Source organism: Flavobacterium gawalongense, assembly GCF_007097265.1.
In the GTDB taxonomy this organism is placed as follows: domain Bacteria; phylum Bacteroidota; class Bacteroidia; order Flavobacteriales; family Flavobacteriaceae; genus Flavobacterium; species Flavobacterium gawalongense.
In genome coordinates this window covers 1-22,973 of sequence record NZ_VJZP01000015.1, presented here as the reverse complement: position 1 = coordinate 22,973, position 22,973 = coordinate 1, and the positions used below count along the sequence as shown (strand labels likewise).

The window sequence follows — 22,973 nt, the reverse complement described above, 5'->3', positions numbered from 1 at the left end:
TATGTCTCAAAACAAAGTTATCCTGGGTAGCGAAGAATGGTGTTCATTTCCAGAATTAGGAATTCCAACTATTAAAGCGCGCGTTGATTCAGGTGCAAAAACATCTGCATTACACGCAATAAATATTGCCCCTTTTATCAAGGATGATGCAAATTGGGTAAGGTTTGATATCAATCCTATTCAGAATAATCTAAAAACGGTAATTCATTGTGAGGCACCTTTAGTTGATAAGCGTTTTGTAAAAAGTTCCAGCGGATTTAGAGAACAACGCTATGTTATTCAAAGTAATCTAAAAATTGGAGACTCTAAATGGCCTATTGAAATGACATTGACCAATAGAGATTCCATGGGTTTTAGAATGCTTTTAGGTCGTGAGGCGATGAGTGGAAGAGTTCTTGTAGACCCGGAACAGAAATATCTTTTGGGACAACCAACCTCCGACAGTTTGAAAGAACTATATAAAAATTCTGAAAAAGCCAGCTCTGGTTTACGCATTGGTCTTTTAGCCAGTAACCCAGAATTATACAGTAACAAACGTATTATGGAAGCGGGTGAAATGCGCGGTCACGAAATGCATTTTCTAAACATCAAAGAATGTTATATGAAGTTGGATGCAAAAACACCGGAAATTCATTATCGTGGAGGAAAAATATTAAATCAATTTGATGCTATTATTCCAAGAATTAGGCCAAGCATTACCTTTTACGGATGTGCATTAACACGTCAATTTGAGGCATTAAAAGTATTTTGTTTAAATTCTTCAAATGCAATTACCCAATCACGTGATAAATTATATTCTTTGCAATTACTTTTAAATCATGGTGTGGAAATTCCTACTACAGGATTTGCAAATTCACCTTTAGATACGGATGATTTGATAAAAATGGTTGGAGGTTCTCCTTTAATTGTAAAATTACTCGAAGGGACTCAAGGTAAAGGTGTTGTATTAGCCGAAACCAAAAAAGCAGCAGAGAGTGTAATTAATGCTTTCAAAAGTTTAAATGCAAATATATTAGTTCAGGAATTTATCAAAGAAGCCAATGGTAAAGACATTCGTTGTTTTGTAATTGACGGAAAAGTAGTTGCTGCTATTCAACGGGAAGCGATGCCAGGCGAATTTAGAGCCAACATCCATCTTGGAGGAACAGCTTCAGTAATAAAAGTGACAGCTGAAGAAAAACGTATAGCGATAAAAGCTGCAAAAGCGATGGATTTAAAAGTAGCTGGTGTTGATATTATTCGTTCTTCAAAAGGACCATTATTGTTAGAAGTAAATTCTTCGCCTGGATTGGAAGGAATTGAAGGAGCTACTAATAAAGATATTGCGGGCGAAATGATAAAAGCCATCGAGAAAAACTTTAAACTGAAATAGTTTTAAGAGTGTTCAGTCGCAGTCGCAGTTTACAGTCTGCTATGTAACTGAAAACTGAGACTAAAAACTGAAAACTAAAAACAATGAATCCATATCTTGATATCATCATTCGCAGTGCCGCCGTTTATTTTTTTATGGTTATAGCTTTAAGACTTTTTGGAAAAAAAGAATTATCGCAACTCAATACTGCCGATGTCATTCTAATATTATTAATTAGCAACTCCGTTCAAAATGCTATGGTTGGTAACAATACTAGTCTTTACGGCGGCATGGCTGCAGCATCAGTACTTTTTACCATTAATTTCATCTTGAAGAAATTGATGTATAAGTACCAGAAGTTTAGTGATTTTATGCAGGAAAAACCAGAGATTTTAATTCACGATGGAAATCTGGATTTTAAAGCATTAAGCAAATTAAACATTTCTTCTGATGAATTAAAAGAAGCGATGCGCGAACATGGAGTTGAGTTTTTTAAAGATGTAAAACTCGCTATGCTTGAAATTGATGGAAATATCAGTATTATTTCTGATTTAGAAAATCTTCGCCAAACCCATTATAAACGAAGACGTATTCATAAAAATTTAGCTGGAATAAACTAGCTATAAACGAACTCAAAAATATTTTTTACATAAGTATTTCTGCAATTCTGAAAATAATTATGCTTGATTCATTCAAAACATACTTTCAATCCAAAACCAATCTAACGGAGGAGCAATTTCTTTCGATTACCGGGACGTTGCAATCCAAAAAAGTAGAAAAAGGTGCTATCCTACTTCATCAGGGAGCTATTTGCCATCATTCCTTTTTTGTTTCTAAAGGATTATTGCGTTCCTATACGATTGACGAAACAGGAAAGGAACATATCATTCAATTTGCGCCTGAGAATTGGATTATTTCGGACAGAAGCAGTTCTTATTTCAATGAGCCTTCTGAATTGTTTATTGATGCTATAGAAGAAACGGAAATTGTTTTTATCGATAAAAACTTCATTAATGCAGCCGCTGAGATTAGTGTTTCTTTTCGACAACAGGACAATATTGCTTTGCACAATCACATTCGTCAACTTCAAAAACGGGTAAACCTCTTATTGGGAGCTACAGCAGAACAACGCTATTTGGATTTTATAACTATTTACCCGAAGCTTACCTTGCGTATTCCACAATGGATGATTGCTTCCTATTTAGGTATTACACCTGAAACATTAAGCAGGGTTCGCAAGGAGTTAGCTAAAAGAAATTTTAAGCGGTATTAATTCCTTACCCATTCATTTCTTATTCTACATCAATGCATCTGATTTTAATCCATAGTAAATTTGTACTATAATTTAAATAAGATACAAAAATGAAAACAAAAAACGTCGAACTTGTATTGGCACCACCTCCTCCACACATGGTTGGTGACGGATTTAGAGTACATAACTTTATCCCGAGTGGATATCATTTGGATATGAAAAGAATGAGTCCGTTCATCATGATGGATTATAATTCTAAATTTTATTTTCCGCCAACAGATCAGCCCAGAGGCGTAAGCGTTCACCCACATAGAGGTTTTGAAACCGTTACGATTGCCTATCACGGAAAAGTAGCGCATCATGACAGTTCGGGAAATAGCGGTATCATTGGCGAAGGTGATGTACAATGGATGACTGCTGCTTCAGGAATTTTACACAAAGAATACCACGAAGCAGAATTCAGCAAAAACGGAGGCGATTTTCAAATGGTGCAACTTTGGGTTAATCTTCCTGCAAAGGACAAAATGTCAACACCAAAATACCAAGGAATTACCAATGACCGAATCAATAAATTGGAACTTCCTGAAAATGGGGGCGTGATTGAAGTTATAGCGGGACAATACGAAAATGTTAAAGGTACGGCTTCAACATTCACTCCTGTACATTTACTAAATGCCAAATTAAATAAAGGAGCAAAAGCATCTTTCAATTTTCCAGCGAATTATAATACCGCATTATTGGTAATTGAAGGAAGCGTAAAAGTTAATGATATCGAAAAGGTTCCTGCCGACCATTTTGCACTATTTGAAAACGAAGGCGAAGAATTTACCATTGAAGCAACTGAAAATGCAATAGTTTTAATTTTAAGTGGTGAACCCATCAATGAACCCATTGCAGCACACGGACCGTTTGTAATGAACACGGAAGCCGAAATTATGCAAGCATTCAATGATGTGAATATGGGGAAATTTGGTTATTTGGAAGAGTAATTTTCTTGCAGTTTTAACACAAAGCCGAATAATAAATACTACCGCAAAGACACAAAGACGAAAGGAAAATAAGTTTCACAAAATTTAAAATTATAATTTAATTCCAATAAATTAAAAAGGTTAAGGCTTAGTGTCTTTGTGGCAAAAAATAAAGGTATTTGTAGTATCTCAGTAGTTATATTTCCTAAATTTATTGTTTAAAACAAAAAACATGTCAAATATCAAATTGATAATAGAAGAACGCCCAAGCAATATTGGTAACTTTATGGTTGGGCGGTTACTTCCCTTTCGAGAAAAAAGAATGGTTGGACCGTTTGCATTTATTGACCATATGGGACCTACCTGCATGAGTGTTTACGAAAATTTAGATGTTCCGCCACATCCACATATTGGGCTTTCGACTTTGACCTATTTGTTTGAAGGAAGCATTATGCACAAAGATAGTTTGGGAACTGAAATGGAAATCAAACCTGGACAAATCAATTGGATGACCGCAGGAAAAGGAATTGTCCATTCGGAACGAACCCCCGCGTATTTACGCAGTTCCGATAAAATGCTACACGGCCTTCAAATTTGGGTCGCATTACCCAAAGCATTGGAGGAAATGGAACCTTCGTTTTTCCATGTCCCAGAAGATCAAATTCCAGAATGGAAAACGGATAACATTGCTTTCAAACTTATAGCTGGCGAAGTGCTTGGCAAAAAATCACCCGTTCCCGTTTACAGTCCGCTTTATCTTTTAGAACTAAAAAGCACTACCCGTCAAACGGTGACTATAGGCAAATACTTATTTGGCGAAAGCGCTTTATACATTTTAGAAGGAAGTATAGAAAGTGAAGGTACCGTTTTTGGACCAAAGCAAATTTTGATTGCCAAAGACAGTAAACTCTGCACCTTCGATATGACAGAAAACACAACCATTTATATTTTTGGAGGAGAACCTTTCCCCGAAGAAAGAATTATCTATTGGAATTTTGTCGCTTCAACCAAAGAACTGATTGAAAAAGCAAAAGAGAAATGGTTGGCACAAACTTTTGATAAAGTTCCGGGCGAAAGTGAATTTGTTCCACTTCCGGAGCAAAATAAAAAATAACAATTATGATTAAAATAGTAGCGAAAATTGGTGAAGAACTCTATAAAACAGAAATAGAATCGGCTAATAATATGATTATTTCAGATGAACCAGAAAGTAATGGAGGAAAGGATTTAGGCTTTGCGCCAAAAGAATTACTCGCTTCCTCCTTGGCAGCTTGCACATGCATCACTTTACGCATGTATGCTAACCGAAAAGGATGGGATTTAACGGACATCAAAGTTGAAGTCACTTTTGATAAAGATTCAACGGAAAACAAATCCAAGATGATTTGCACTATTCAATTATTTGGAGATTTAGACAATGATCAAAAAACAAGATTATTAAGCATTGCCAATAAATGTCCAATACACAAAATTCTAACCAGCGCTATAGAAATAACCACAGAATTAAATTAGAAATCATGATAATAGAACAAATAAACGAAACTAAAAAAGGATGTTTTAGAGCTGCTGCTAATGAAATAGAAGCAGGAAGAATGACCTATACTTGGGCAGGAACTGATAAATTCATTATAGATCATACCGAAGTAAATTCTGATTTTGCAGGGCAAAGTGTGGGCAAAAAAATGGTACTGGAAGCAGTCCAATACGCAAGAAAAAATAATTTCAAAATTTTACCATTATGTCCTTTCGCTAAAAGCGTATTCGACAAAATGGAAGAAATACAGGATCTTTTATTTTAAAAAAATTGAACATTCAGTATTCGTCCATTGAATATTTCAAAGACATAAAAAAACCATTCGCCGCTACGAATGGTTTTTTTATATGAATTTTAAACTCTAAAATTATAAAAACAAACTAAGGAAATAGTAAACCAATGCCGCTAAAATGGCCGAAATAGGAATAGTTAGCACCCAAGCCCAAACTAAACTCACCGTCACACCCCAACGAACTGCAGAAACACGTTTCGTTAAACCAACTCCAATTATAGAACCAGTAATAGTATGTGTTGTACTTACAGGAATTTTTAAATGTTCTGTAAAATACAAGGTTAAAGCTCCTGCTGTTTCAGCAGCAACACCTTCAAAAGAAGTTACTTTTGTAATTTTAGAACCCATTGTTTTTACAATTTTCCAACCTCCACTTAAGGTTCCAGCCGCAATAGCAGAATAACAGGCTAAAGGAATCCATGCAGGCATTTTAAACGTTCCGTCTTCTTTAGGAAGTACTACGTCTAACCAGCTTGGTAAACTTTCCTGCGCAACTCCACTGGTATGAATATAAACCGCAACTGCGGCGGCTATAATACCCATTACTTTTTGGGAATCATTTCCACCATGTCCTAAACTAAAGGCCGCAGAGGATAATAATTGCATCTTTTTTAACCATTCAGTAGCCTGACTGAGATTTAAACTACTAAAAATCAAACAAAAAATACTAACAGACAAAACAATGAATGCTACTAAAAACCATTTGATATTATGTGCCTCAAATACAACACTCCAAAAAGGAGAATCGAAACGAGGTTTTTCAATCTGATCATAATGTAGCATTTGACTTTCAACAAACTTGATAGTCAATGCTATAAGAGATAGCGTAAATAGTTTTGGATAAATACTTTTTTTGGAAGAACTTAAAAGCCAAATGGATATTAAATAGGAGATCAAAGCACCTAATAACGGTGCCAAAATAATGAAAGCAACAATTATTAAAACACCTGAAGGCATTCCGCCATCTTTCCCTCCCTTATACCATGATACAACTTCAAAACCAGCATGGGCAATTGCTGCTCCAGCAAATCCACCAATTAAAGTATGAGAAGAACTCGAAGGTATTCCAAGCCACCAGGTCAACAAATTCCAACAAATAGCAGCGATTATACCAGCGAGAATTACAACCAAATTGATGTCCATTGTATTCGCGGTTTTAGCAACTGTATCAGCAACTCCAAAACCAAAAACCCAATACGCCAAAAAATTAAAAAAAGCAGCCCAAAGTACCGCTTGAAAAGGCGTCAAAACTTTTGTGGCAACAACTGTAGCTATAGCATTTGCCGCATCATGAAAACCATTGATGTAATCAAAAATTAAAGCCAGAACTATAATAACTATTAGTAAAGTAAATTCCATAAAATAGTATTTCAGAATAAAACTGATTGAATTAAGAATGCTTTACAGCGATTGATTCTAAAACACTTGCCACACTCTTACATTTATCAGTTGCCGATTCTAAAACTGACAATACTTCTTTATATTTAATAATGTTTTTTGCGTCGGTTTCATTTTCAAATATTTCGAATACGGCTTTATTATAAACAGTATCGGATTTATTCTCCAACTTGCTAATTCTTGCACAAGCATCTGTTATATTCTTGATTTTCTTAAAACTTTTCAGCTCTTTTACCGCAACATCAATATTTTGACACGCTTCAAGATTTATTTCTGTCAATTTTCTGATAGATTTTGTAATCTTATCAACCTGATACAATCTCATTCTACTGGCAGCACCGTGAAGATTATCAGCAACATTGTCTATTGAAGTAATCAAAGAGTGAATATCTTCTCTATCAAAAGGAGTAATAAAATTTCTACTTAACTCAAGATTTGTCTGACGTGTAATGTCTTCTCCTTTTTGTTCCAATGTATCTATTTTTTGAAAAAGAACTTCTCTTTCTTTCAATGGAAGATTTACTGCTTCATGTAAGTTTGAAGCCAATTCAATTAAATTACTGGATGCTTCTTCAAAAAGAGGAAAGAATTTTTTGTCTTTTGGAACTAAAAATTGGAAAATACTATTTATTGACATTTTATTAGATTTTAGAATTGCAAAAATAATTTATTATTTTCTGTAAATGTTAATTTGTTAATAACAAATCGTCTTCTATTTGAAAACTGTTCAGAAAAGAAACTGTTTTTTCAATGTCATAATGCAAAATTCGATCTTCTTTTACCAAAGGAACTTCCTCGCGATAGGCACTTAAAAACATTTCAATGAAATCACTGGATTGCAATGGTCTTCTATATTCTATTGCTTGTGAGGCATTCATCAATTCTATCGCTAAAATCCGTTCCAGATTATCCATAACACGTAAAGCTTTTGTGGCGCCATTTGCCCCCATACTCACATGATCTTCCTGCCCGTTACTAGACACAATACTATCAATACTGGAAGGTGTTGCGAGTTGCTTGTTCTGACTTGCAATACTGGCAGCGGTATATTGTGGAATCATTAAACCCGAATTCAATCCAGGATTATCTACTAAAAATGCCGGAAGATTTCGCAAACCTGAAATTAATTGATAGGTTCTTCGTTCAGAAATACTTCCTAATTCCGCCAAAGCAATTGCCATAAAATCCAATGCCAACGCTAATGGTTGACCATGAAAATTACCTCCGGAAATGATTTGGTCACTTTCTATAAATATATTAGGATTATCCGTCACCGAATTGATTTCCGTTTTGAACACTTTTTTCACATAATCAAAAGCATCTTTTGATGCACCGTGAACCTGTGGCATACATCTAAAAGAGTACGGATCCTGAACATGCGTTTTTTCTTGCTCAATGATTTCGCTTCCTTCAAGAAAACCTTTTATACGATTAGCCGTAATAATTTGCCCTTTGTGAGGACGAATAAAATGAATCAACTCATGAAAAGGTTCAATCCTGCCATCAAATCCTTCAAGAGAAATAGTTCCTATCAAATCAGCTAAATAAGAAAACTTATTCGCTTTCATTAAGATATGAGCTCCATAAGCACTCATAAATTGAGTACCGTTCAATAAAGCCAAACCTTCTTTAGATTGCAAAACGATTGGTTCCCAATTAAAACGCTTCAAAACTTCACTGGAATGTACTTTTTTACCTTCAAAATATACATCGCCTTCTCCCAATAAAGGTAAAGATAAATGTGCCAAAGGAGCCAAATCGCCCGAAGCACCAAGTGAACCTTGAGTATAAATTACAGGCAAAATATCATTATTATAAAATTCAATCAATCGCTCCACTGTTTGCAATTGAATTCCGGAATGTCCATAACTCAACGATTGAATTTTGAGCAACAACATTAATTTAACAACTTCATTTGGAACTTCATCACCTGTTCCGCAAGAATGAGATTTTACTAGGTTTTCTTGTAATTTCGATAAATTTTCATTCGAAATTTTCACATTACAAAGCGAACCAAAACCTGTATTAATTCCATAAATAGGTGCTGAATGCGTGGCCATTTTTTTATCCAAATAATCCCTGCATTTTTGTATATTTATTTTTGCTTCATCAGATAATGCTAATGTTTTATGATGCGCTATAATCTCGTTTAAAACTTCTAACGAAAGTACTTCAGTGCTTATATAATGTGTATTTTCCATCCCATTTGTATTTAAGTGACCAAAATTGAATAAATCAATATTAAAAAGCAACATTTTTTAATAATAATTTAAATTTCATGTTTAAAAAAACCTTAATAATAGATTTCATGCAAATTAACCTATAGCTATTGATTTAAATCCCTAGTTTAGAATACCTGTTAAATTTCTAATATGAAATAATTTATTGGCATAAAATTAAAGAAATACAATACTCATTAAATGTAAATAGAGATTAATTTAGAATTAAAGTTTAATAAAAAGTGTGCAACAATAACTTAACAGTATTGTAAAATTTGTAGAATTACAAGAATAGCATCAACAAAAAGCCATTTTATTAAAAAATATTTATTTTTAATCCAAATGCGCTTGAATTTTTAAAATATTCGCAAAAACCGAATTTAATGTTTTGGTTTTTATAAAAAACTGTACTTTTGGGGAATCAAAATGGTAAACAACAGATCAACATATCAATCTTCGATAACAACTCAAAACTGGGTTGCAATTTCTGTTACATTTACTACAACAACTACAACTACCCCTTAGGGGTATTCATTTTACATATAATCCTATTATTATACTTTTTCCTGAAGGGAGAAAGATTTTGGATGTATAAAAAACATTGCATTTTTAAAATAAAACATATACAATGAAAGTATTAAAATTTGGCGGAACTTCGGTTGCCAATGCACAAAATATAAAACTAGTTCTAGATATCGTCATCAATAAAGCAAAAGAAGAAAAATTAGTAGTCGTGGTTTCTGCTTTTAGTAAAGTTACTGACATGCTTCAGCTTGCTTCCCAAAAAGCGGCTGCCGGAGATGAAAGCTTCAAAGATATTCTTGCCCAAATAGAGAAAAAACATTTAGATGCCTTAAAAGAATTTATTCCTGTAAGCGAGCAAAGCAGTCTGTTAAGCCATATAAAAAGAATTATAAATCATCTTGAAACGTTACTGGACGGTTGTTTTCTTTTGGGGGAATTATCAGCCAGAACTTCCGATACAATTTTAAGTTTTGGTGAATTATTGTCTTCTTACATCATTTCTGAAGCATTAAAACAAAATCTAAAAAACAGCAGCTATAAAGACAGCCGCGAATTAATAAAAACCGATAATCATTTCGGAAAAGCTACCGTAAATTTTGAAGTTTCAAATCAATTAATTGCTGATTTTTTTGCTTCGAATGAGAATCAAGTGGTTGTAATGCCCGGGTTTATTGCCGCATCACTTGATGGTATCAACACTACTTTAGGTCGTGGTGGTTCCGATTATACTGCCGCAATTATCGCTGGAGCAGTGAATGCATCTGACTTGGAGATTTGGACCGATGTAAACGGAATGTTTACTGCTAATCCGAAGATTGTAAAACAAGCACAGCCTATCGCCTTCATTTCCTATCAGGAAGCGATGGAGTTATCCCATTTTGGTGCCAAAGTTTTATATCCGCCAACCATTCAACCGGTATTGAGAAAGAATATTCCAATTCATATCAAAAATACTTTTGAACCGGAAGCCGAAGGAACTTATATTTCAAATCAAGAAATGGCTCACACTAATCCTGTAAAAGGAATTAGCCATATCGATAATATTACTTTGATTACACTTGAAGGACCAGGAATGATTGGTGTTACAGGTTCGTCTAAAAGACTTTTTGAAGTACTATCGCATGAAAGCATCAATGTAATTTTCATTACTCAAGCTTCATCGGAGCATTCAATCTGTATTGGAATTCTAAATTCGGATGCTGATATTGCTGAAGAAGCCATCAATAAAGCTTTTGAAATTGAGATTTTACAAAACAAAATTGATCCCTGTATCGTTGAAAAAAACCTGTGCATCATTGCTTTGGTTGGCGAAAACATGAAAAATCACCAAGGTTTGAGCGGAAGAATGTTTAGCACTTTGGGGAAAAATAACGTAAACATCCGAGCGATTGCTCAAGGTGCTTCCGAAAGAAATATTTCGGCGGTTATCAACGAAAGAGATGTTAAGAAAGCATTGAATACATTACACGAAAACTTTTTTGAAGAAAACACCAAACAATTAAACCTGTTTGTAATGGGCGTTGGAAATGTGGGGGAGAAATTCATCGAACAAATTCACCAACAAAAGAAATTCCTAAAAGACAATCTGAAAATAAACCTGCGCGTTATCGCTTTGTCAAATTCACGAAAAATGTATTTTGATGAGGATGGAATCTCTCTAAAAGAATGGCAATTTTTATTGGAAACCGGGGAACCTGCCGACAAAGAAAAGTTCATTTCGAATGTAAAAGCACTCAATTTACGCAACAGCATTTTTGTTGATATTACTGCAAATGAAAGTGTATCTAAAACGTACGAAGAATACCTTAGACAAAATGTTGCCGTAGTAACTTGTAATAAAATTGCCTGTGCTTCTGAGTACGACAATTATAAAAAACTAAAAAAACTATCCAGACAATTCAACGCCCCTTTTCTATTTGAAACCAACGTTGGAGCTGGATTACCGATTATTGATACCGTAAAGAACCTGATTGCCTCAGGTGATAAAGTGAATAAAATCCAAGCTGTTTTATCAGGAAGTTTGAACTTTATCTTTAATAATTTTGATGAAAACAATACTTTTCATGATGTCGTTAAAGAAGCTGGCGTACAAGGATTCACAGAACCGGATCCTAAGATTGACTTAAGCGGAATTGACGTTGCCAGAAAGATATTAATCCTGATCAGAGAAAGTGGTTATAAAATGGAAATTGACGAGATTGTCAACGAATCTTTCATGCCTGCTGAATCTTTAGATACTACATCAAATGAAGCGTTTTTTGAATCTTTACTGAAACACGCCTCTCATTTTGAAGCTATTTATAAGGAAGCGTTGAGCAAAGAATCCCGTTTGAAATATGTAGCGCAATTCGAAAACGGAAAAGCAAATGTTGGGTTGCGATTCATTCCTAAAGACCATCCTTTTTACAATCTGGAAGGAAAAGACAATATCGTATTGTTTTTCACTGATCGTTATGTAGACCAACCGCTATTGATAAAAGGTGCCGGTGCCGGAGCTGCAGTTACCGCTTCAGGTATATTTGCTGATGTAATCAGAATTGGAAACGTTTAATTAGTGGTCAGTGTTCAGTCGCAGTTTTCAGTTTGAAAATGGATAAAAAACAGTGTGTCTTTGTGCCTTAGTGGCAAAAAAAATAAAAACTATGAATGAAATAAAAATATTTTGCCCCGCCACAATCGCCAATCTATCCTGTGGATTTGATGTCCTTGGACTGTGTTTAGAAACTGCGGGTGACGAAATGATTATTAGAAAATCAGACATAAAAGGGATTCGTATCACTAAAATTGTGGGTGCCGATTTGCCTTTGGAAACCGAAAAAAATGTTGCTGGAGTATCTGCTTTGGCGATGTTGGAAGCCATTGAAACGGAATTTGGATTTGAGATCGAAATCTACAAACACATCAAAGCCGGAAGCGGAATTGGCAGTAGTGCCGCAAGTTCAGCCGGTGCTGTTTTTGGCATCAATGAATTATTGGGACGTCCGTTTACGCGAAAAGAATTGGTTTTATTCGCTATGCAAGGCGAAAAATTAGCCAGTGGAAATGCCCATGCCGATAACGTTGCTCCTGCCCTTTTGGGTGGCTTTACGTTGGTAAGAAGTTCGAATCCTTTAGATATTATCAAAATAGAAAGTCCTTCCGAATTGTACGCCACTGTGGTTCATCCTCAAATTGAGTTGAAAACATCTGATGCGCGTTCCGTATTAAAACAAACCGTTTCCTTGAAAAGTGCTATTACGCAATGGGGAAATGTGGGCGGATTAGTAGCTGGATTATACACCAAAGATTACGATTTAATCGGACGTTCGTTACATGATGAAATCGTGGAACCGTTGCGAAGTGTCTTGATTCCTGGTTTCGATTTAATCAAAAAAACAGCTTACGAAAACGGAGCTTTAGGTTCAGGAATATCAGGTTCAGGTCCTTCTATTTTTGCTTTAAGCAAAGGAAAGGAAACCGCTGATAAAATCGCCAAAGCCATGAGCGCCGTATACGATGAAATGAATTTACCGTATGAAATTCACGTTTCAAAAGTGAATGATGAAGGGATTAAAATAATTAGTTAATAATAAAGGAGATTGCTTCGTGCCTCGCAATGACAAAAAAATGAAATATTACAGTTTAAACCATAACGCACCCAAAGTTTCTTTTCAAGAAGCCGTAATACAAGGATTAGCAACAGATAAAGGATTGTATTTTCCGGAAACAATTAGCCCTTTAGCTCCCGCTTTTTTTGAAACTATCGAAAATTTAAGCAACGAGGAAATTGCTTTTGAAGCGATTCAACAATTTGTGGGAGACGAAATCCCGGAAGCTACTTTAAAACAAATCATTGCCGAAACTTTGTGTTTTGATTTCCCAGTGGTTGAAGTGGAAAAAGGCATTTATTCACTTGAATTGTTTCATGGTCCAACGATGGCTTTCAAAGACGTTGGCGCACGTTTCATGTCACGTTGTTTGGGTTACTTCAATAAAGACAACAAAGACAGTAAAAACACCGTTCTTGTAGCGACTTCCGGTGATACCGGTGGTGCTGTAGCCAGTGGTTTCCTTGGCGTAACCGGTGTGGAAGTGATTATCCTGTATCCATCCGGAAAAGTGAGCGATATTCAGGAACGACAATTGACCACTTTGGGACAGAATATTAAAGCGCTTGAAGTGGATGGTGTTTTTGATGATTGTCAGGATATGGTGAAAAAAGCATTCTTGGATGAAAGTCTAAAACATAAAAATCTGACTTCGGCGAATTCGATTAATATTGCGCGCTGGTTGCCACAGATGTTTTATTTCTTCTTTGCGTACAAAGCATTAAAAAAACAAAATAAACCATTGGTTTTCTCTTGCCCAAGCGGGAATTTCGGAAATATTTGCGCGGGTATCATTGCCAAAAAAATGGGCTTGCCTGTTGAACATTTTGTGGCGGCTACGAATGTGAATGATACGGTTCCACGATTTTTAGAAAACGGAGTTTACGATCCAAAGCCTTCTATCGCGACGATTTCGAATGCGATGGATGTGGGGAATCCAAGTAATTTTATAAGAATTCAGGAAATGTACCACAATGATTTGGAGCAATTCAAAAAAGATTTTTCTTCTTTTACTTTCAGTGATGAAGAAACCATTGCAGCGATGAAAACCATTTATAATGCAGACGGTTACATTGCAGAACCTCACGGCGCAGTTGGTTACCTCGGATTGAAAAAAGAATTACAAAACCACCCAAATGCGATTGGTATTTTCTTGGAAACTGCCCATCCGATAAAGTTTTTGGACACGGTAGAACCAACATTAAACGTAAAACTGCCTATTCCTACACAAATTGAAAGCGTATTAGGAAAGGATAAAGTGAGCGTGAAAATTAAAACCTACGAGGAATTGAAAGCGTTTTTGGCATAAAATAGGCTTTAAATTTACTGGGAAACATTCTTACTATTTTGTCATTTCGACGAAGGAGAAATCACATAAATTGCTCGCTATGTGATTTCTCCTTCGTCGAAATGTCAATTTTCTATTTTATTAAATTTTATACTAAAGTGATATAACTGCACTTTTTCGAAGGAATAACTTGATTTCACTACCCCAAACTCAAAAATGTTTTTCCAATATTCGCAATAACTAAGAATAAACACTAACTAACAATTCCATCAATTGCATATAAAGGAACGTTTGTCAACCAATTTTCTGTTCGGAATTTGCTCATAGAAGTTCTTATGGCGTTTTTATTTTCAAATTTATCTACAAAAACTTTTAAACTTTTTGACTTTAAATTTTCTTCCGCTTTTACTTCTACGGGTATAATTTCGTTTTGATCTTGCAACACAAAATCTATTTCGGCTGTTGCATTTGGGGCAACCCAATAATAAATGTCGGTTTTAATCTTTAATTGCTGACAAACATATTGCTCCGTTAACGCCCCTTTATATTCCGTTAAAATGGAGTTTTTTTCCAATAGTATTTTTTTATCCAAATTTCCAATGGCATTTAACAAACCAATATCCACCAAAAACAATTTAAAAGCATCAAAATCAGCATACGCATTCAATGGCATTATGGGCTTTTCAATTCGGTTTACTTTTAAAACCAAACCGGCGTCCACTAGCCAGTTAATAGCCATTTCAAAATCTTTTGCTCTTGTTCCTTTTTTGATTTGTCCGTAAATGAATTTCCTGTTTTCTTTTGCTAATTGGCTAATCAAGGAATTCCATACGAGTTTTATTTTTGGAACAATTTCATTGGGTGCATATTTGGCAAAATCATTTTCATATCCAATAACTATTTTTTGTTGTAATGTTCTTACGGTTTCTAAATTTTTGTTTTCCAAATAGTTTGCAACAACTTCGGGCATTCCTCCAATGAAATAATACAAGCGCAATTCATCCGTCAACTTTTCATGAAAGGAACTAATCACATCCCAATTTTTATTTTCCATTTGTTCTGCCAATCGTTGTTCCCCGCTGTTTTCTAGAAATTCCATAAAACTCAATGGGTACAATTTCATGAAATCAACTTTCCCAACTGGAAAAGAATTATTTTTTTGCAACGAAATACCAAGTAACGAACCCGCAGCAACTATATAATACTGCGGTGCTTGCTCTTGAAAATATTTTAAGGCAGTCAATCCTTTTTCTACTTCTTGAATTTCATCAAAAATAAGCAAAGTGGTTTCGGGAATAATTTTCTGATTGGTTTCTATTTCTAGAATTGCTATAATTCTTTCTATATTAAAATCGACAGAAAACAAATGGCTTAATCGGCTGCTGCTTTCAAAATTGAGGTACACCACTTGTTCAAATTCCCGCTTTCCAAATTCTTTCATCAACCATGTTTTTCCTACTTGTCTTGCGCCTTGAATAATTAATGGTTTTCTGTTTTTGGAATTTTTCCAGACAACCAACTCATTTAACAATAATCTATTCATAATCAAATATTTAAAATATAAACACACTGCAAATATACATTTATTCATTTGAAAAAGTGTACTATTTCACACTTTTTCAAATGAATAAATGTAATATATCACATTTTTATGGAGGAATAAAAAAATTATAGAGACGTAAAACTGCCTATTCCAACACAAATTGAAAGTGTTTTAGGAAAGGAAAAAGTGAGCGTAAAGATTAAAACGTACGAGGAATTGAAAGCGTTTTTGGCGTAGTATTTAAAAATGCACACTAAAATATAAAGACGACTGAGAAGTGATTTTCAGTCGGTTTTTTTTATGGGAATTAGTCAGATTATTTTTATTGTTAGATTAGTTTTCTGTAGGTAAAATCATTAAGTTTGTTGAGCATAAAAAAACAAATTATAGCGCAAAGCCACCCAATATAGGCAGATATGCGCTATTTTATAGCGAGTATATATAAGTTGGGCGTCATTGTAGGACGACCACTACGCATTAGGACAAGAAATTATTACAAACAAAATAAATACAATGAATATGGAAGAGATTATTGAACTTATAAAGACAGGTAAAAACGACCTCTTGGAAAAGAAGTTAAATGACAATCGTTCACTTGCGGACATCAAAACAGAACAGGGAATTTCTCTTTTACAATTTGCTGCTTATTGCAGAAACAATTTCGCTGTTGACATTCTAAAAAAGCACAAACAAAAACTTGACATTTTTGAAGCTGTCAGTATTGGGGACACTGAAACAGTCAGCCAATTATTGGACAAAAATCCTGAACTTTTAAATTCATTTTCCTCTGACGGGTTTACCGCTTTAGGACTTGCTTCATTCTTTGGACATTTATCTCTTGTAAAACTACTTCTCGACAAAGGTGCAAACCCGAATATTGCATCGAATAACCAATTTAAAGTTGCACCAATTCACTCTGCCTGTGCAATTTCTCACTTCGACATTGCAGAACTCTTAATAAAACACGGTGCAGATGTAAATGCAAGACAGATGCAAGACGTTACTCCATTACATTCAGCCGCTCATAACGGACAGACAAAAATTTCAAAACTTCTCATAGACAATGGTGCAGACATTAATTCAAAGATGGGTAACGGACAGACACCTTTGTTTATGGCAAATGAAAAGAATTTTAAAGAAACAGCAGAATTAATAATTAAACACGGTGGACACTAACGAACGGAAATACATTTTATCGGCTGACAATCTCGCAACTCTTCTTCGCTGTGCATCGACCCGATCGCTCGGATATATACAATTTCTCTCGGTTCGATAGCGCGGAAATCTTTTCCGTGCCCACAACAATGAGACCTCCGCTAGTGCCAGCGCAAAGTCATTAAGATTAAGGAATAATCTCCATGATTTTGTCATTCCGACGAAGGAGAAATCTCAACAAACGTGAGCAACAAACAGAGATTCCTCCTTCGTCGGAATGACAAATAAACTTACATTTATAAAAAGAGTGTTACAATTTATTAAACTTAAACTTCTGTCCACCAATCGAAGCCTCGTACATGAGTCCTCCTTTCTGCATGGTGAACACCATAACGCCATTAGTATACTTTACATTTGCTGAGGCACCAGCTGTTACAGCCACTGCTGAGGCTTGTGCGGAAAACTCGAATCGGCTCTGTTTAAATCGTTCCAATTCCTTTTTTGTCTCAAAAAATATTACTTCACGATACGCTTGTCCGCCTGCCTGAAATCCTATACTTAATTGTGACAACTTTGCCATACCTACCATCGTATTATGTTCATAGACAACCCCGTTACCAGCTGCTCCTCCAATGCCGAGTCCTGCTTTGCCTACATTGGGAAAGATGACATAGCCGGACGCTTTTTCAAAAAGTGCTTTCATAAGAGGATCACTTTTAATGAACTCCGCCTTTGCTGTATGGCTGTCAGCAATAATTTTATTCTTTCTAGCGGTCGATTGTCCCAATATAGGTGTTATGTTTAGTACACAAGCCATCACTACTACCCAAATAATATTTAAATTTTTCATAATTATAGCTATTAAATTGTTGTAAATTTTCTTTATTCAAAGGTAACACAAATCCCTTATTTAATAATAAATAGAACTGATTATCAGTACTATGCATTATTTCATTATTAATTTATAACGTGATTTATATTTTCAAAAAAAGAAGTGATTTACTCCTTTTTTTAATTTCCAATATGCTTGCAATCCCAATCGCTCGGATATCAATAATTTCTTTCGGTTAGACAGTACTAAAACAATTATCCTCGTAAATTTTATAACCTTAACTATACCGAATTGGATTTTTTTGAGGTAATTCAAATAAAATAATGTATAATTTTTGAATTAAGTCCTATATTTACATTTTAACAAGAAATCGATTATTATATTATTGATCAAACTATGAAGAGACGGAATTTTATTAAAACAACACTACTTTTTATCACATCTACACAGTTGTTTTCCAACAACATATTCGATTCAAATTCAGTAGTTAGAAGTAATTTCAAATATATTTATACCAACATCAAACTCAAGAATGAGTTTTTTTTATTTCTTAAAAATGTATTCAATTTATATCCTGAAAAACAATTCCATAAGTTAATTTATGACAATACCATTTTAAAAAATACGGATAAAGAAATTTATACTACTACCCAATCAAAGTTAGAAGACATCTCTCCTATTTTATCAAGTATTCGATATCAACTTCCCGCTTTGATGCATCAAAAAAATGAAATGTCCAAAGAAACAGTTTCCTTACTTGGAGAAGGCAGTACTTATAATGGCTATTTAGAAGTAGGTTCTTCTGGAAGATATTTAGATTATCTTGAAGAAAGTGTCTCTATTAAAGGGAAAAGATATTATGCTGATGGCAGAAAACCAAAATACTCCTTTACAGAAATGGTTGAGCGCGGACAAATTGCTGTAGGAGCCGAATATATCCAATTTACTAATTACAAAACCAAATTTTCCGATCACATACCCGCTAATAGCTTAGATCTTGTAACCATATACATAGGCTTCCACCATTGCCCATTGGATTTACGAGTTCCTTACATCTCTTCGATCAGAGATACCATGAGGGTTGGCGGAAAACTCATATTAAGAGACCATAATTGTGATACCGAAGATCAAAAAGTTTTAGTTGCTCTTGCTCACGATGTCTTTAATATGGGGGTAAATGAATCCTGGGAATATAATAGCAAAGAAATTAGAAACTTTTACTCGCTGGACTTTATTTGCAAATTTGTTGAAACAATTGGATTTAAGTTTAATAAAAAAACACTGTATCAAAAAGGAGATCCTACCAAAAATGCCTTAATGATATTCACAAAAATCTAATCACTGCACTACGCTTTTATGAAAAAAATTTTTACTTTAATTCAATTACTTTTTACCTATTTTATACAAACTATAAAATTTATTTACTCTGGAATTAGGAAATTGATTCGATTTATTAATAGCAAAAAAATTATATCAATCCCTTTCTATAGTCTAATTGCATTTGCTATATACACTTTCTTATTAATAAAATTTTCGGGCGATCCTACATTTAATAAGGCTCTTGACAATAAGACCCTAAATGATATTACTCAAATAAATCCTATTCAGGTTAATAAAATCATTAAACCAAAAACGGTAAATGAAATTGTTTATGCCATAAAAAGTACAACTGGACCAATTTCTATAGGTGGAGGTAAATACAGTATGGGAGGGCAAACTGCTTTTGAAAATAGTTTGCATATTGATATGAGGTCTTTTAATAAAATCATCAATATTGATAAAACTAAAAAACAAATTACAGTACAAGCAGGAATTAGATGGAGAGATATTCAAAAGAAAATAGACCCTTTGGATTTATCCATAAAAATAATGCAAACCTATTCTAATTTCACTGTAGGAGGAGCTATATCTGTAAATTGCCATGGCAGATACATTGGTCATGGCCCAATCATTTCATCTGTTTTAGAATTAAAAATAGTTACTGCAACAGGTGCTATAATAATAGCCAATCGAAAAATAAATCAAGCCATTTTTGATACTGCTATTGGTGGATATGGCGGAATTGGAGTCATCGTTGAAGCTACTTTACAATTAGTTGACAATGTAAAAGTAGAAAGACATAACCAAGAGATGAACGTTGAAGACTACAAACCTTATTTTGATAAAAACATTAGAAATAAAGATATCGTTTTCCAAAATGGTGATTTGTATCCACCAAACTATGATAAAATAATGAGTGTTTCATGGTCAAAAACAACAAAACCATTAACAGATGAAGAGCGATTACTATCAGACGATGAAAATTATTGGCTTGAATCAAAATTATCAAAGCTTGTTTCTTGGGGCAATTCTGGAAAATGGATACGAAAAAACATAATAGATCCATTGGTTTATTTTCCTAAAATAGTGCGATGGAGAAACAAAGAGGCTAGTTATGATGTAAAAGAATTAGAACCTTCCTCTAGAGATAAAGAAACATATGTTCTACAAGAATACTTTATTCCTGTAGAAAATATAAAGTCATTTATTCCGAAAATGAAAATCATATTTCAAAAATATGATGTTAATGTGATCAATGTTTCATTGAGACACGCTTTACCAGATAACGAAAGTTATCTTTCTTGGGCAAATAAAGAGGTGTTTGCTTTTGTAATCTATTATAAACAAAAGACAAATCAAGAGGCAAAAGACAGAGTAAACAAATGGACACTTGAAATGACTGATGCTATTTTAAGCGAAAATGGAGCTTGGTACCTACCCTATCAACCTCACGCAACTATTGAGCAGTTTCAAAAAGGGTATCCAAATAGCATTAAATACTTCGGATTAAAAAACAGACTAGATCCTAATCAAAGATTTACAAACAAGTTACTGGACAAGTATAATCCTTATGCAAAAAATAAGCTGTCTCAAGAAAAAAATAACAAAAACGAATACTTCAGAGCCGAAGAACAAACGATTCTTACAATTCCGGAATGGTATTTAGTCTTTAATCCAAAAGAGTATTCTGATTATCTTGAAAGTGGTAAAAACCCTTCTGACTTTCCATTCTATAAATCTATAGATGAATATTGGACCCTTTACGACCGTTCCACAACATTGACCTCAAAAGCATATCCTGAAAACAGTGAATATAAGACGATGCTACAAGTCATTGGTGTTAGTATGACCATGGAATATGGAGCGAAAATCATTTATGAAAATACAATGGGGAGATTGTTCGCTCTATTTTCGGAAGAAAAAACGTCTAAAAAAGAAGAAATCATAATTGAAGCTCAAAGAGCGTACAGTGACTTTATTTATCAAACTGCATGGTATGAATTTAAGTTTTTACCGTGGATTAAAAAAGTTTGGAATACTTCAGAAAAATCAAATTGTAGTGTGATTAGAAAATGGGAAAGAACATTGTTTTTTACATTCGAGTTTTCATTCAAAGCTTTTTATTCGCAACTCATTCAATGGGCTGCAAACTCAACATACGAAACTCCAGCTAATTCTATTTATTTAATTGTTTCTAATCTTGATTCCGTTAAAGAAAATAAAAACTTAAAAATCATCAAAAAAGATGGTAACAAAATGATAATTGCTGTTACTCGATGGGAAGCATTTACAAATGAAATAATTAAGCTTTCGAATCAAAATGTGAAAATTTATGAAATTTCTGGAAATGATGAAATTGCAGTTTCTGTAATTATGAATAACTCTCAAGAAATAAATTCTAAAAATAGTACGTTATTGTACAAATCAAGAATAGTAACTAATGACAACTTAAAAAGAAACATTTACTTTTTACCAGTTGACAAACTATTGCCTTTTATTAAAAATGCAATAAATAAAAATACTACGATTGAACATGTTTATGATTATTAACCCAATCACTTGAATTTTATAATCTCTCTCGGTTGAATAGCAGGAAAAAACCATTTTGTAATCCTTTTTTCTACCTTTGAGAAATACAAAACAATATCCTAAGAAATATATTACGCATGATCACAAAAGCAACAATAGAAGACGTTTCTGCATTAAGTAGATTAATCAATTCAGCTTATCGCGGGGAATCTTCTAAAAAAGGATGGACCACTGAAGCCAACTTATTAGAAGGACTCCGAACCACTGAACAGGAACTGACTGAAACCATTCAGAATACTAAAAATACCATTCTAAAATTTACGGAGAATGAACAGATTATAGGTTGTGTATTGTTGATTGAAAAAGAGCAACAATTGTATTTAGGAATGCTAACGGTTTCGCCTGAGTTGCAAAACAGTGGTGTTGGAAAAAAATTATTAAAACAGGGTGAAATTCATGCTTTGGCATTAGGCTTGCCCAAAATTGCAATGACCGTGATATCTGTTCGGGAGGAATTGATTTCATGGTACAAACGCAACGGTTATGCAGATACGGGAGCAAGAGAACCTTTCCCGGCAAGCGACGTTCATATTCCAATCTCAGAACAGTCTTTGGAATTTATTGTATTGGAGAAAAGGATTGGATAGTTTTTATTTGCTCGGTTAATCATGAATTCTCTGTAAATTCAAGTTAATATCATTAAGACAAGAGATTTTTGAATGAAGATTAACGATTCTTGATTGCAGATTCCTGCAAATCTTTAATATTACGATTGATGTTTAAATAAAACGTCTGTTATCAATGAAGTAATCTATCCATAATTACTTACAAATTGAACATAACCTGTTGGGTGCAATTATTAAAAACGTCAGTTCGAGTGTTTTTTGTGGAGTAAAACGGAACAAAAAATGTATCGAGAACCATTTTTAATACTAATTTTCTAGTTCTCGATATAATTTTCTGTCGAAAATCACTCGAACTGACGAAAATCATCATCAAGAACTAATTCTAACTAACGTTTTTGTTTATACTTAAAATCAAGTAGTTGAAAAATCTAAATCTTCTGACTTTAGATTGAATTTAGAAACTTGTTTTCTAATTCTTTTTACAATTCCTAGTTTTCTTTTTTCATCTAAATATAAATAATTTTCTGGATTATAGTACGGGATGTTTTTTACCA

General features: G+C 34.0%; 19 protein-coding genes. 14 read left to right on the top strand and 5 right to left on the bottom strand.

Annotated features, from left to right (window positions below):
- The first annotated feature begins 1 nt into the window (after window position 1).
- The 7 genes from rimK to FNW38_RS09530 all read left to right on the top strand — a co-directional run bounded on the left by rimK (window position 2) and on the right by FNW38_RS09530 (window position 5,370).
- Window positions 2–1,372 carry a 30S ribosomal protein S6--L-glutamate ligase gene (rimK, locus tag FNW38_RS09560; protein ID WP_143387814.1) on the top strand — a complete coding sequence of 457 codons (1,371 nt, stop codon included), beginning with the start codon at window positions 2–4 and terminating at the stop codon, window positions 1,370–1,372.
- Between the two features lie 83 nt (window positions 1,373–1,455).
- Window positions 1,456–1,971: a DUF421 domain-containing protein gene (locus tag FNW38_RS09555; RefSeq protein WP_143387813.1), complete on the top strand. Its 516-nt coding sequence runs from the start codon at window positions 1,456–1,458 to the stop codon at window positions 1,969–1,971.
- 56 nt (window positions 1,972–2,027) lie between these two features.
- Window positions 2,028–2,624 carry a Crp/Fnr family transcriptional regulator gene (locus FNW38_RS09550; protein WP_394344757.1) on the top strand — a complete coding sequence of 199 codons (597 nt, stop codon included), beginning with the start codon at window positions 2,028–2,030 and terminating at the stop codon, window positions 2,622–2,624.
- An 89-nt stretch (window positions 2,625–2,713) separates the two neighbouring features.
- A complete protein-coding gene (locus tag FNW38_RS09545; protein ID WP_144064840.1) occupies window positions 2,714–3,592 on the top strand; it encodes a pirin family protein in 879 nt (292 codons plus the stop codon).
- Window positions 3,593–3,803: 211 nt separating this feature from the next.
- On the top strand, window positions 3,804–4,685 hold the full coding sequence (locus tag FNW38_RS09540) for a pirin family protein (RefSeq protein WP_144064841.1): 882 nt from the start codon (window positions 3,804–3,806) through the stop codon (window positions 4,683–4,685).
- A gap of 5 nt (window positions 4,686–4,690) precedes the next feature.
- On the top strand, window positions 4,691–5,083 hold the full coding sequence (locus FNW38_RS09535; protein ID WP_143387809.1) for an OsmC family protein: 393 nt from the start codon (window positions 4,691–4,693) through the stop codon (window positions 5,081–5,083).
- A 5-nt stretch (window positions 5,084–5,088) separates the two neighbouring features.
- Window positions 5,089–5,370, top strand: a complete 282-nt coding sequence (locus FNW38_RS09530; protein ID WP_143387808.1) for a GNAT family N-acetyltransferase — start codon at window positions 5,089–5,091, stop codon at window positions 5,368–5,370.
- A 102-nt stretch (window positions 5,371–5,472) separates the two neighbouring features.
- On the opposite strand, the gene FNW38_RS09525 is transcribed toward FNW38_RS09530, so the two are convergent.
- The 3 genes from FNW38_RS09525 to hutH are packed head-to-tail and all read right to left on the bottom strand — an operon-like array spanning window position 5,473 to window position 8,996.
- Window positions 5,473–6,756, bottom strand: coding sequence for an inorganic phosphate transporter (locus FNW38_RS09525; RefSeq protein WP_144064842.1), 1,284 nt, complete (start codon window positions 6,754–6,756; stop codon window positions 5,473–5,475).
- Window positions 6,757–6,787: 31 nt separating this feature from the next.
- The gene (locus FNW38_RS09520; RefSeq protein ID WP_143387806.1) at window positions 6,788–7,432 is read right to left on the bottom strand and encodes a DUF47 domain-containing protein; all 645 of its coding nucleotides are present in this window, start codon (window positions 7,430–7,432) and stop codon (window positions 6,788–6,790) included.
- 49 nt (window positions 7,433–7,481) lie between these two features.
- Window positions 7,482–8,996 carry a histidine ammonia-lyase gene (hutH, locus tag FNW38_RS09515; RefSeq protein WP_143387805.1) on the bottom strand — a complete coding sequence of 505 codons (1,515 nt, stop codon included), beginning with the start codon at window positions 8,994–8,996 and terminating at the stop codon, window positions 7,482–7,484.
- A gap of 646 nt (window positions 8,997–9,642) precedes the next feature.
- Between hutH and thrA the strand changes: the two genes are divergently transcribed.
- The 3 genes from thrA (at window position 9,643) to thrC (ending at window position 14,435) form a co-directional block, all read left to right on the top strand.
- Window positions 9,643–12,090, top strand: a complete 2,448-nt coding sequence (thrA, locus tag FNW38_RS09510) for a bifunctional aspartate kinase/homoserine dehydrogenase I (protein WP_143387804.1) — start codon at window positions 9,643–9,645, stop codon at window positions 12,088–12,090.
- Between the two features lie 91 nt (window positions 12,091–12,181).
- Complete coding sequence (locus tag FNW38_RS09505) at window positions 12,182–13,105, top strand: homoserine kinase (RefSeq protein WP_143387803.1); 924 nt, start codon at window positions 12,182–12,184, stop codon at window positions 13,103–13,105.
- A gap of 40 nt (window positions 13,106–13,145) precedes the next feature.
- Window positions 13,146–14,435 (top strand): threonine synthase, encoded by a 1,290-nt coding sequence (gene thrC, locus FNW38_RS09500; protein ID WP_143387802.1) that lies wholly within the window; start codon window positions 13,146–13,148, stop codon window positions 14,433–14,435.
- Between the two features lie 232 nt (window positions 14,436–14,667).
- Here the strand turns inward: thrC and FNW38_RS09495 are convergent, their stop codons facing one another.
- Window positions 14,668–15,957, bottom strand: coding sequence for an ATP-binding protein (locus FNW38_RS09495; RefSeq protein WP_143387801.1), 1,290 nt, complete (start codon window positions 15,955–15,957; stop codon window positions 14,668–14,670).
- 519 nt (window positions 15,958–16,476) lie between these two features.
- Between FNW38_RS09495 and FNW38_RS09490 the strand changes: the two genes are divergently transcribed.
- The gene (locus tag FNW38_RS09490) at window positions 16,477–17,133 is read left to right on the top strand and encodes an ankyrin repeat domain-containing protein (RefSeq protein WP_185963121.1); all 657 of its coding nucleotides are present in this window, start codon (window positions 16,477–16,479) and stop codon (window positions 17,131–17,133) included.
- Window positions 17,134–17,422: 289 nt separating this feature from the next.
- Here the strand turns inward: FNW38_RS09490 and FNW38_RS09485 are convergent, their stop codons facing one another.
- Window positions 17,423–17,962, bottom strand: coding sequence for a lipid-binding SYLF domain-containing protein (locus FNW38_RS09485; RefSeq protein ID WP_143387799.1), 540 nt, complete (start codon window positions 17,960–17,962; stop codon window positions 17,423–17,425).
- Window positions 17,963–18,340: 378 nt separating this feature from the next.
- Between FNW38_RS09485 and FNW38_RS09480 the strand changes: the two genes are divergently transcribed.
- The 3 genes from FNW38_RS09480 to FNW38_RS09470 all read left to right on the top strand — a co-directional run bounded on the left by FNW38_RS09480 (window position 18,341) and on the right by FNW38_RS09470 (window position 22,440).
- The gene (locus tag FNW38_RS09480; protein ID WP_143387798.1) at window positions 18,341–19,282 is read left to right on the top strand and encodes a class I SAM-dependent methyltransferase; all 942 of its coding nucleotides are present in this window, start codon (window positions 18,341–18,343) and stop codon (window positions 19,280–19,282) included.
- Window positions 19,283–19,300: 18 nt separating this feature from the next.
- Window positions 19,301–21,814 (top strand): FAD-binding protein, encoded by a 2,514-nt coding sequence (locus FNW38_RS09475; RefSeq protein WP_143387797.1) that lies wholly within the window; start codon window positions 19,301–19,303, stop codon window positions 21,812–21,814.
- A 116-nt stretch (window positions 21,815–21,930) separates the two neighbouring features.
- Window positions 21,931–22,440, top strand: coding sequence for a GNAT family N-acetyltransferase (locus FNW38_RS09470; protein ID WP_143387796.1), 510 nt, complete (start codon window positions 21,931–21,933; stop codon window positions 22,438–22,440).
- Window positions 22,441–22,973 lie beyond the last annotated feature (533 nt).

Excerpts from the sequence above, each read along its gene's own strand:
- FNW38_RS09495 (WP_143387801.1), bottom strand. The coding sequence starts at position 15,957 with ATGAATAGATTATTGTTAAATGAGTTGGTTGTCTGGAAAAATTCCAAA.
- FNW38_RS09525 (WP_144064842.1), bottom strand. The coding sequence starts at position 6,756 with ATGGAATTTACTTTACTAATAGTTATTATAGTTCTGGCTTTAATTTTT.
- FNW38_RS09530 (WP_143387808.1), top strand. The coding sequence starts at position 5,089 with ATGATAATAGAACAAATAAACGAAACTAAAAAAGGATGTTTTAGAGCT.
- thrA (WP_143387804.1), top strand. The coding sequence starts at position 9,643 with ATGAAAGTATTAAAATTTGGCGGAACTTCGGTTGCCAATGCACAAAAT.
- FNW38_RS09535 (WP_143387809.1), top strand. The coding sequence starts at position 4,691 with ATGATTAAAATAGTAGCGAAAATTGGTGAAGAACTCTATAAAACAGAA.
- rimK (WP_143387814.1), top strand. The coding sequence starts at position 2 with ATGTCTCAAAACAAAGTTATCCTGGGTAGCGAAGAATGGTGTTCATTT.
- hutH (WP_143387805.1), bottom strand. The coding sequence starts at position 8,996 with ATGGAAAATACACATTATATAAGCACTGAAGTACTTTCGTTAGAAGTT.
- FNW38_RS09555 (WP_143387813.1), top strand. The coding sequence starts at position 1,456 with ATGAATCCATATCTTGATATCATCATTCGCAGTGCCGCCGTTTATTTT.
- FNW38_RS09480 (WP_143387798.1), top strand. The coding sequence starts at position 18,341 with ATGAAGAGACGGAATTTTATTAAAACAACACTACTTTTTATCACATCT.
- FNW38_RS09505 (WP_143387803.1), top strand. The coding sequence starts at position 12,182 with ATGAATGAAATAAAAATATTTTGCCCCGCCACAATCGCCAATCTATCC.
- FNW38_RS09470 (WP_143387796.1), top strand. The coding sequence starts at position 21,931 with ATGATCACAAAAGCAACAATAGAAGACGTTTCTGCATTAAGTAGATTA.
- FNW38_RS09540 (WP_144064841.1), top strand. The coding sequence starts at position 3,804 with ATGTCAAATATCAAATTGATAATAGAAGAACGCCCAAGCAATATTGGT.
- FNW38_RS09490 (WP_185963121.1), top strand. The coding sequence starts at position 16,477 with ATGGAAGAGATTATTGAACTTATAAAGACAGGTAAAAACGACCTCTTG.
- FNW38_RS09545 (WP_144064840.1), top strand. The coding sequence starts at position 2,714 with ATGAAAACAAAAAACGTCGAACTTGTATTGGCACCACCTCCTCCACAC.
- FNW38_RS09475 (WP_143387797.1), top strand. The coding sequence starts at position 19,301 with ATGAAAAAAATTTTTACTTTAATTCAATTACTTTTTACCTATTTTATA.
- FNW38_RS09485 (WP_143387799.1), bottom strand. The coding sequence starts at position 17,962 with ATGAAAAATTTAAATATTATTTGGGTAGTAGTGATGGCTTGTGTACTA.
- FNW38_RS09520 (WP_143387806.1), bottom strand. The coding sequence starts at position 7,432 with ATGTCAATAAATAGTATTTTCCAATTTTTAGTTCCAAAAGACAAAAAA.
- thrC (WP_143387802.1), top strand. The coding sequence starts at position 13,146 with ATGAAATATTACAGTTTAAACCATAACGCACCCAAAGTTTCTTTTCAA.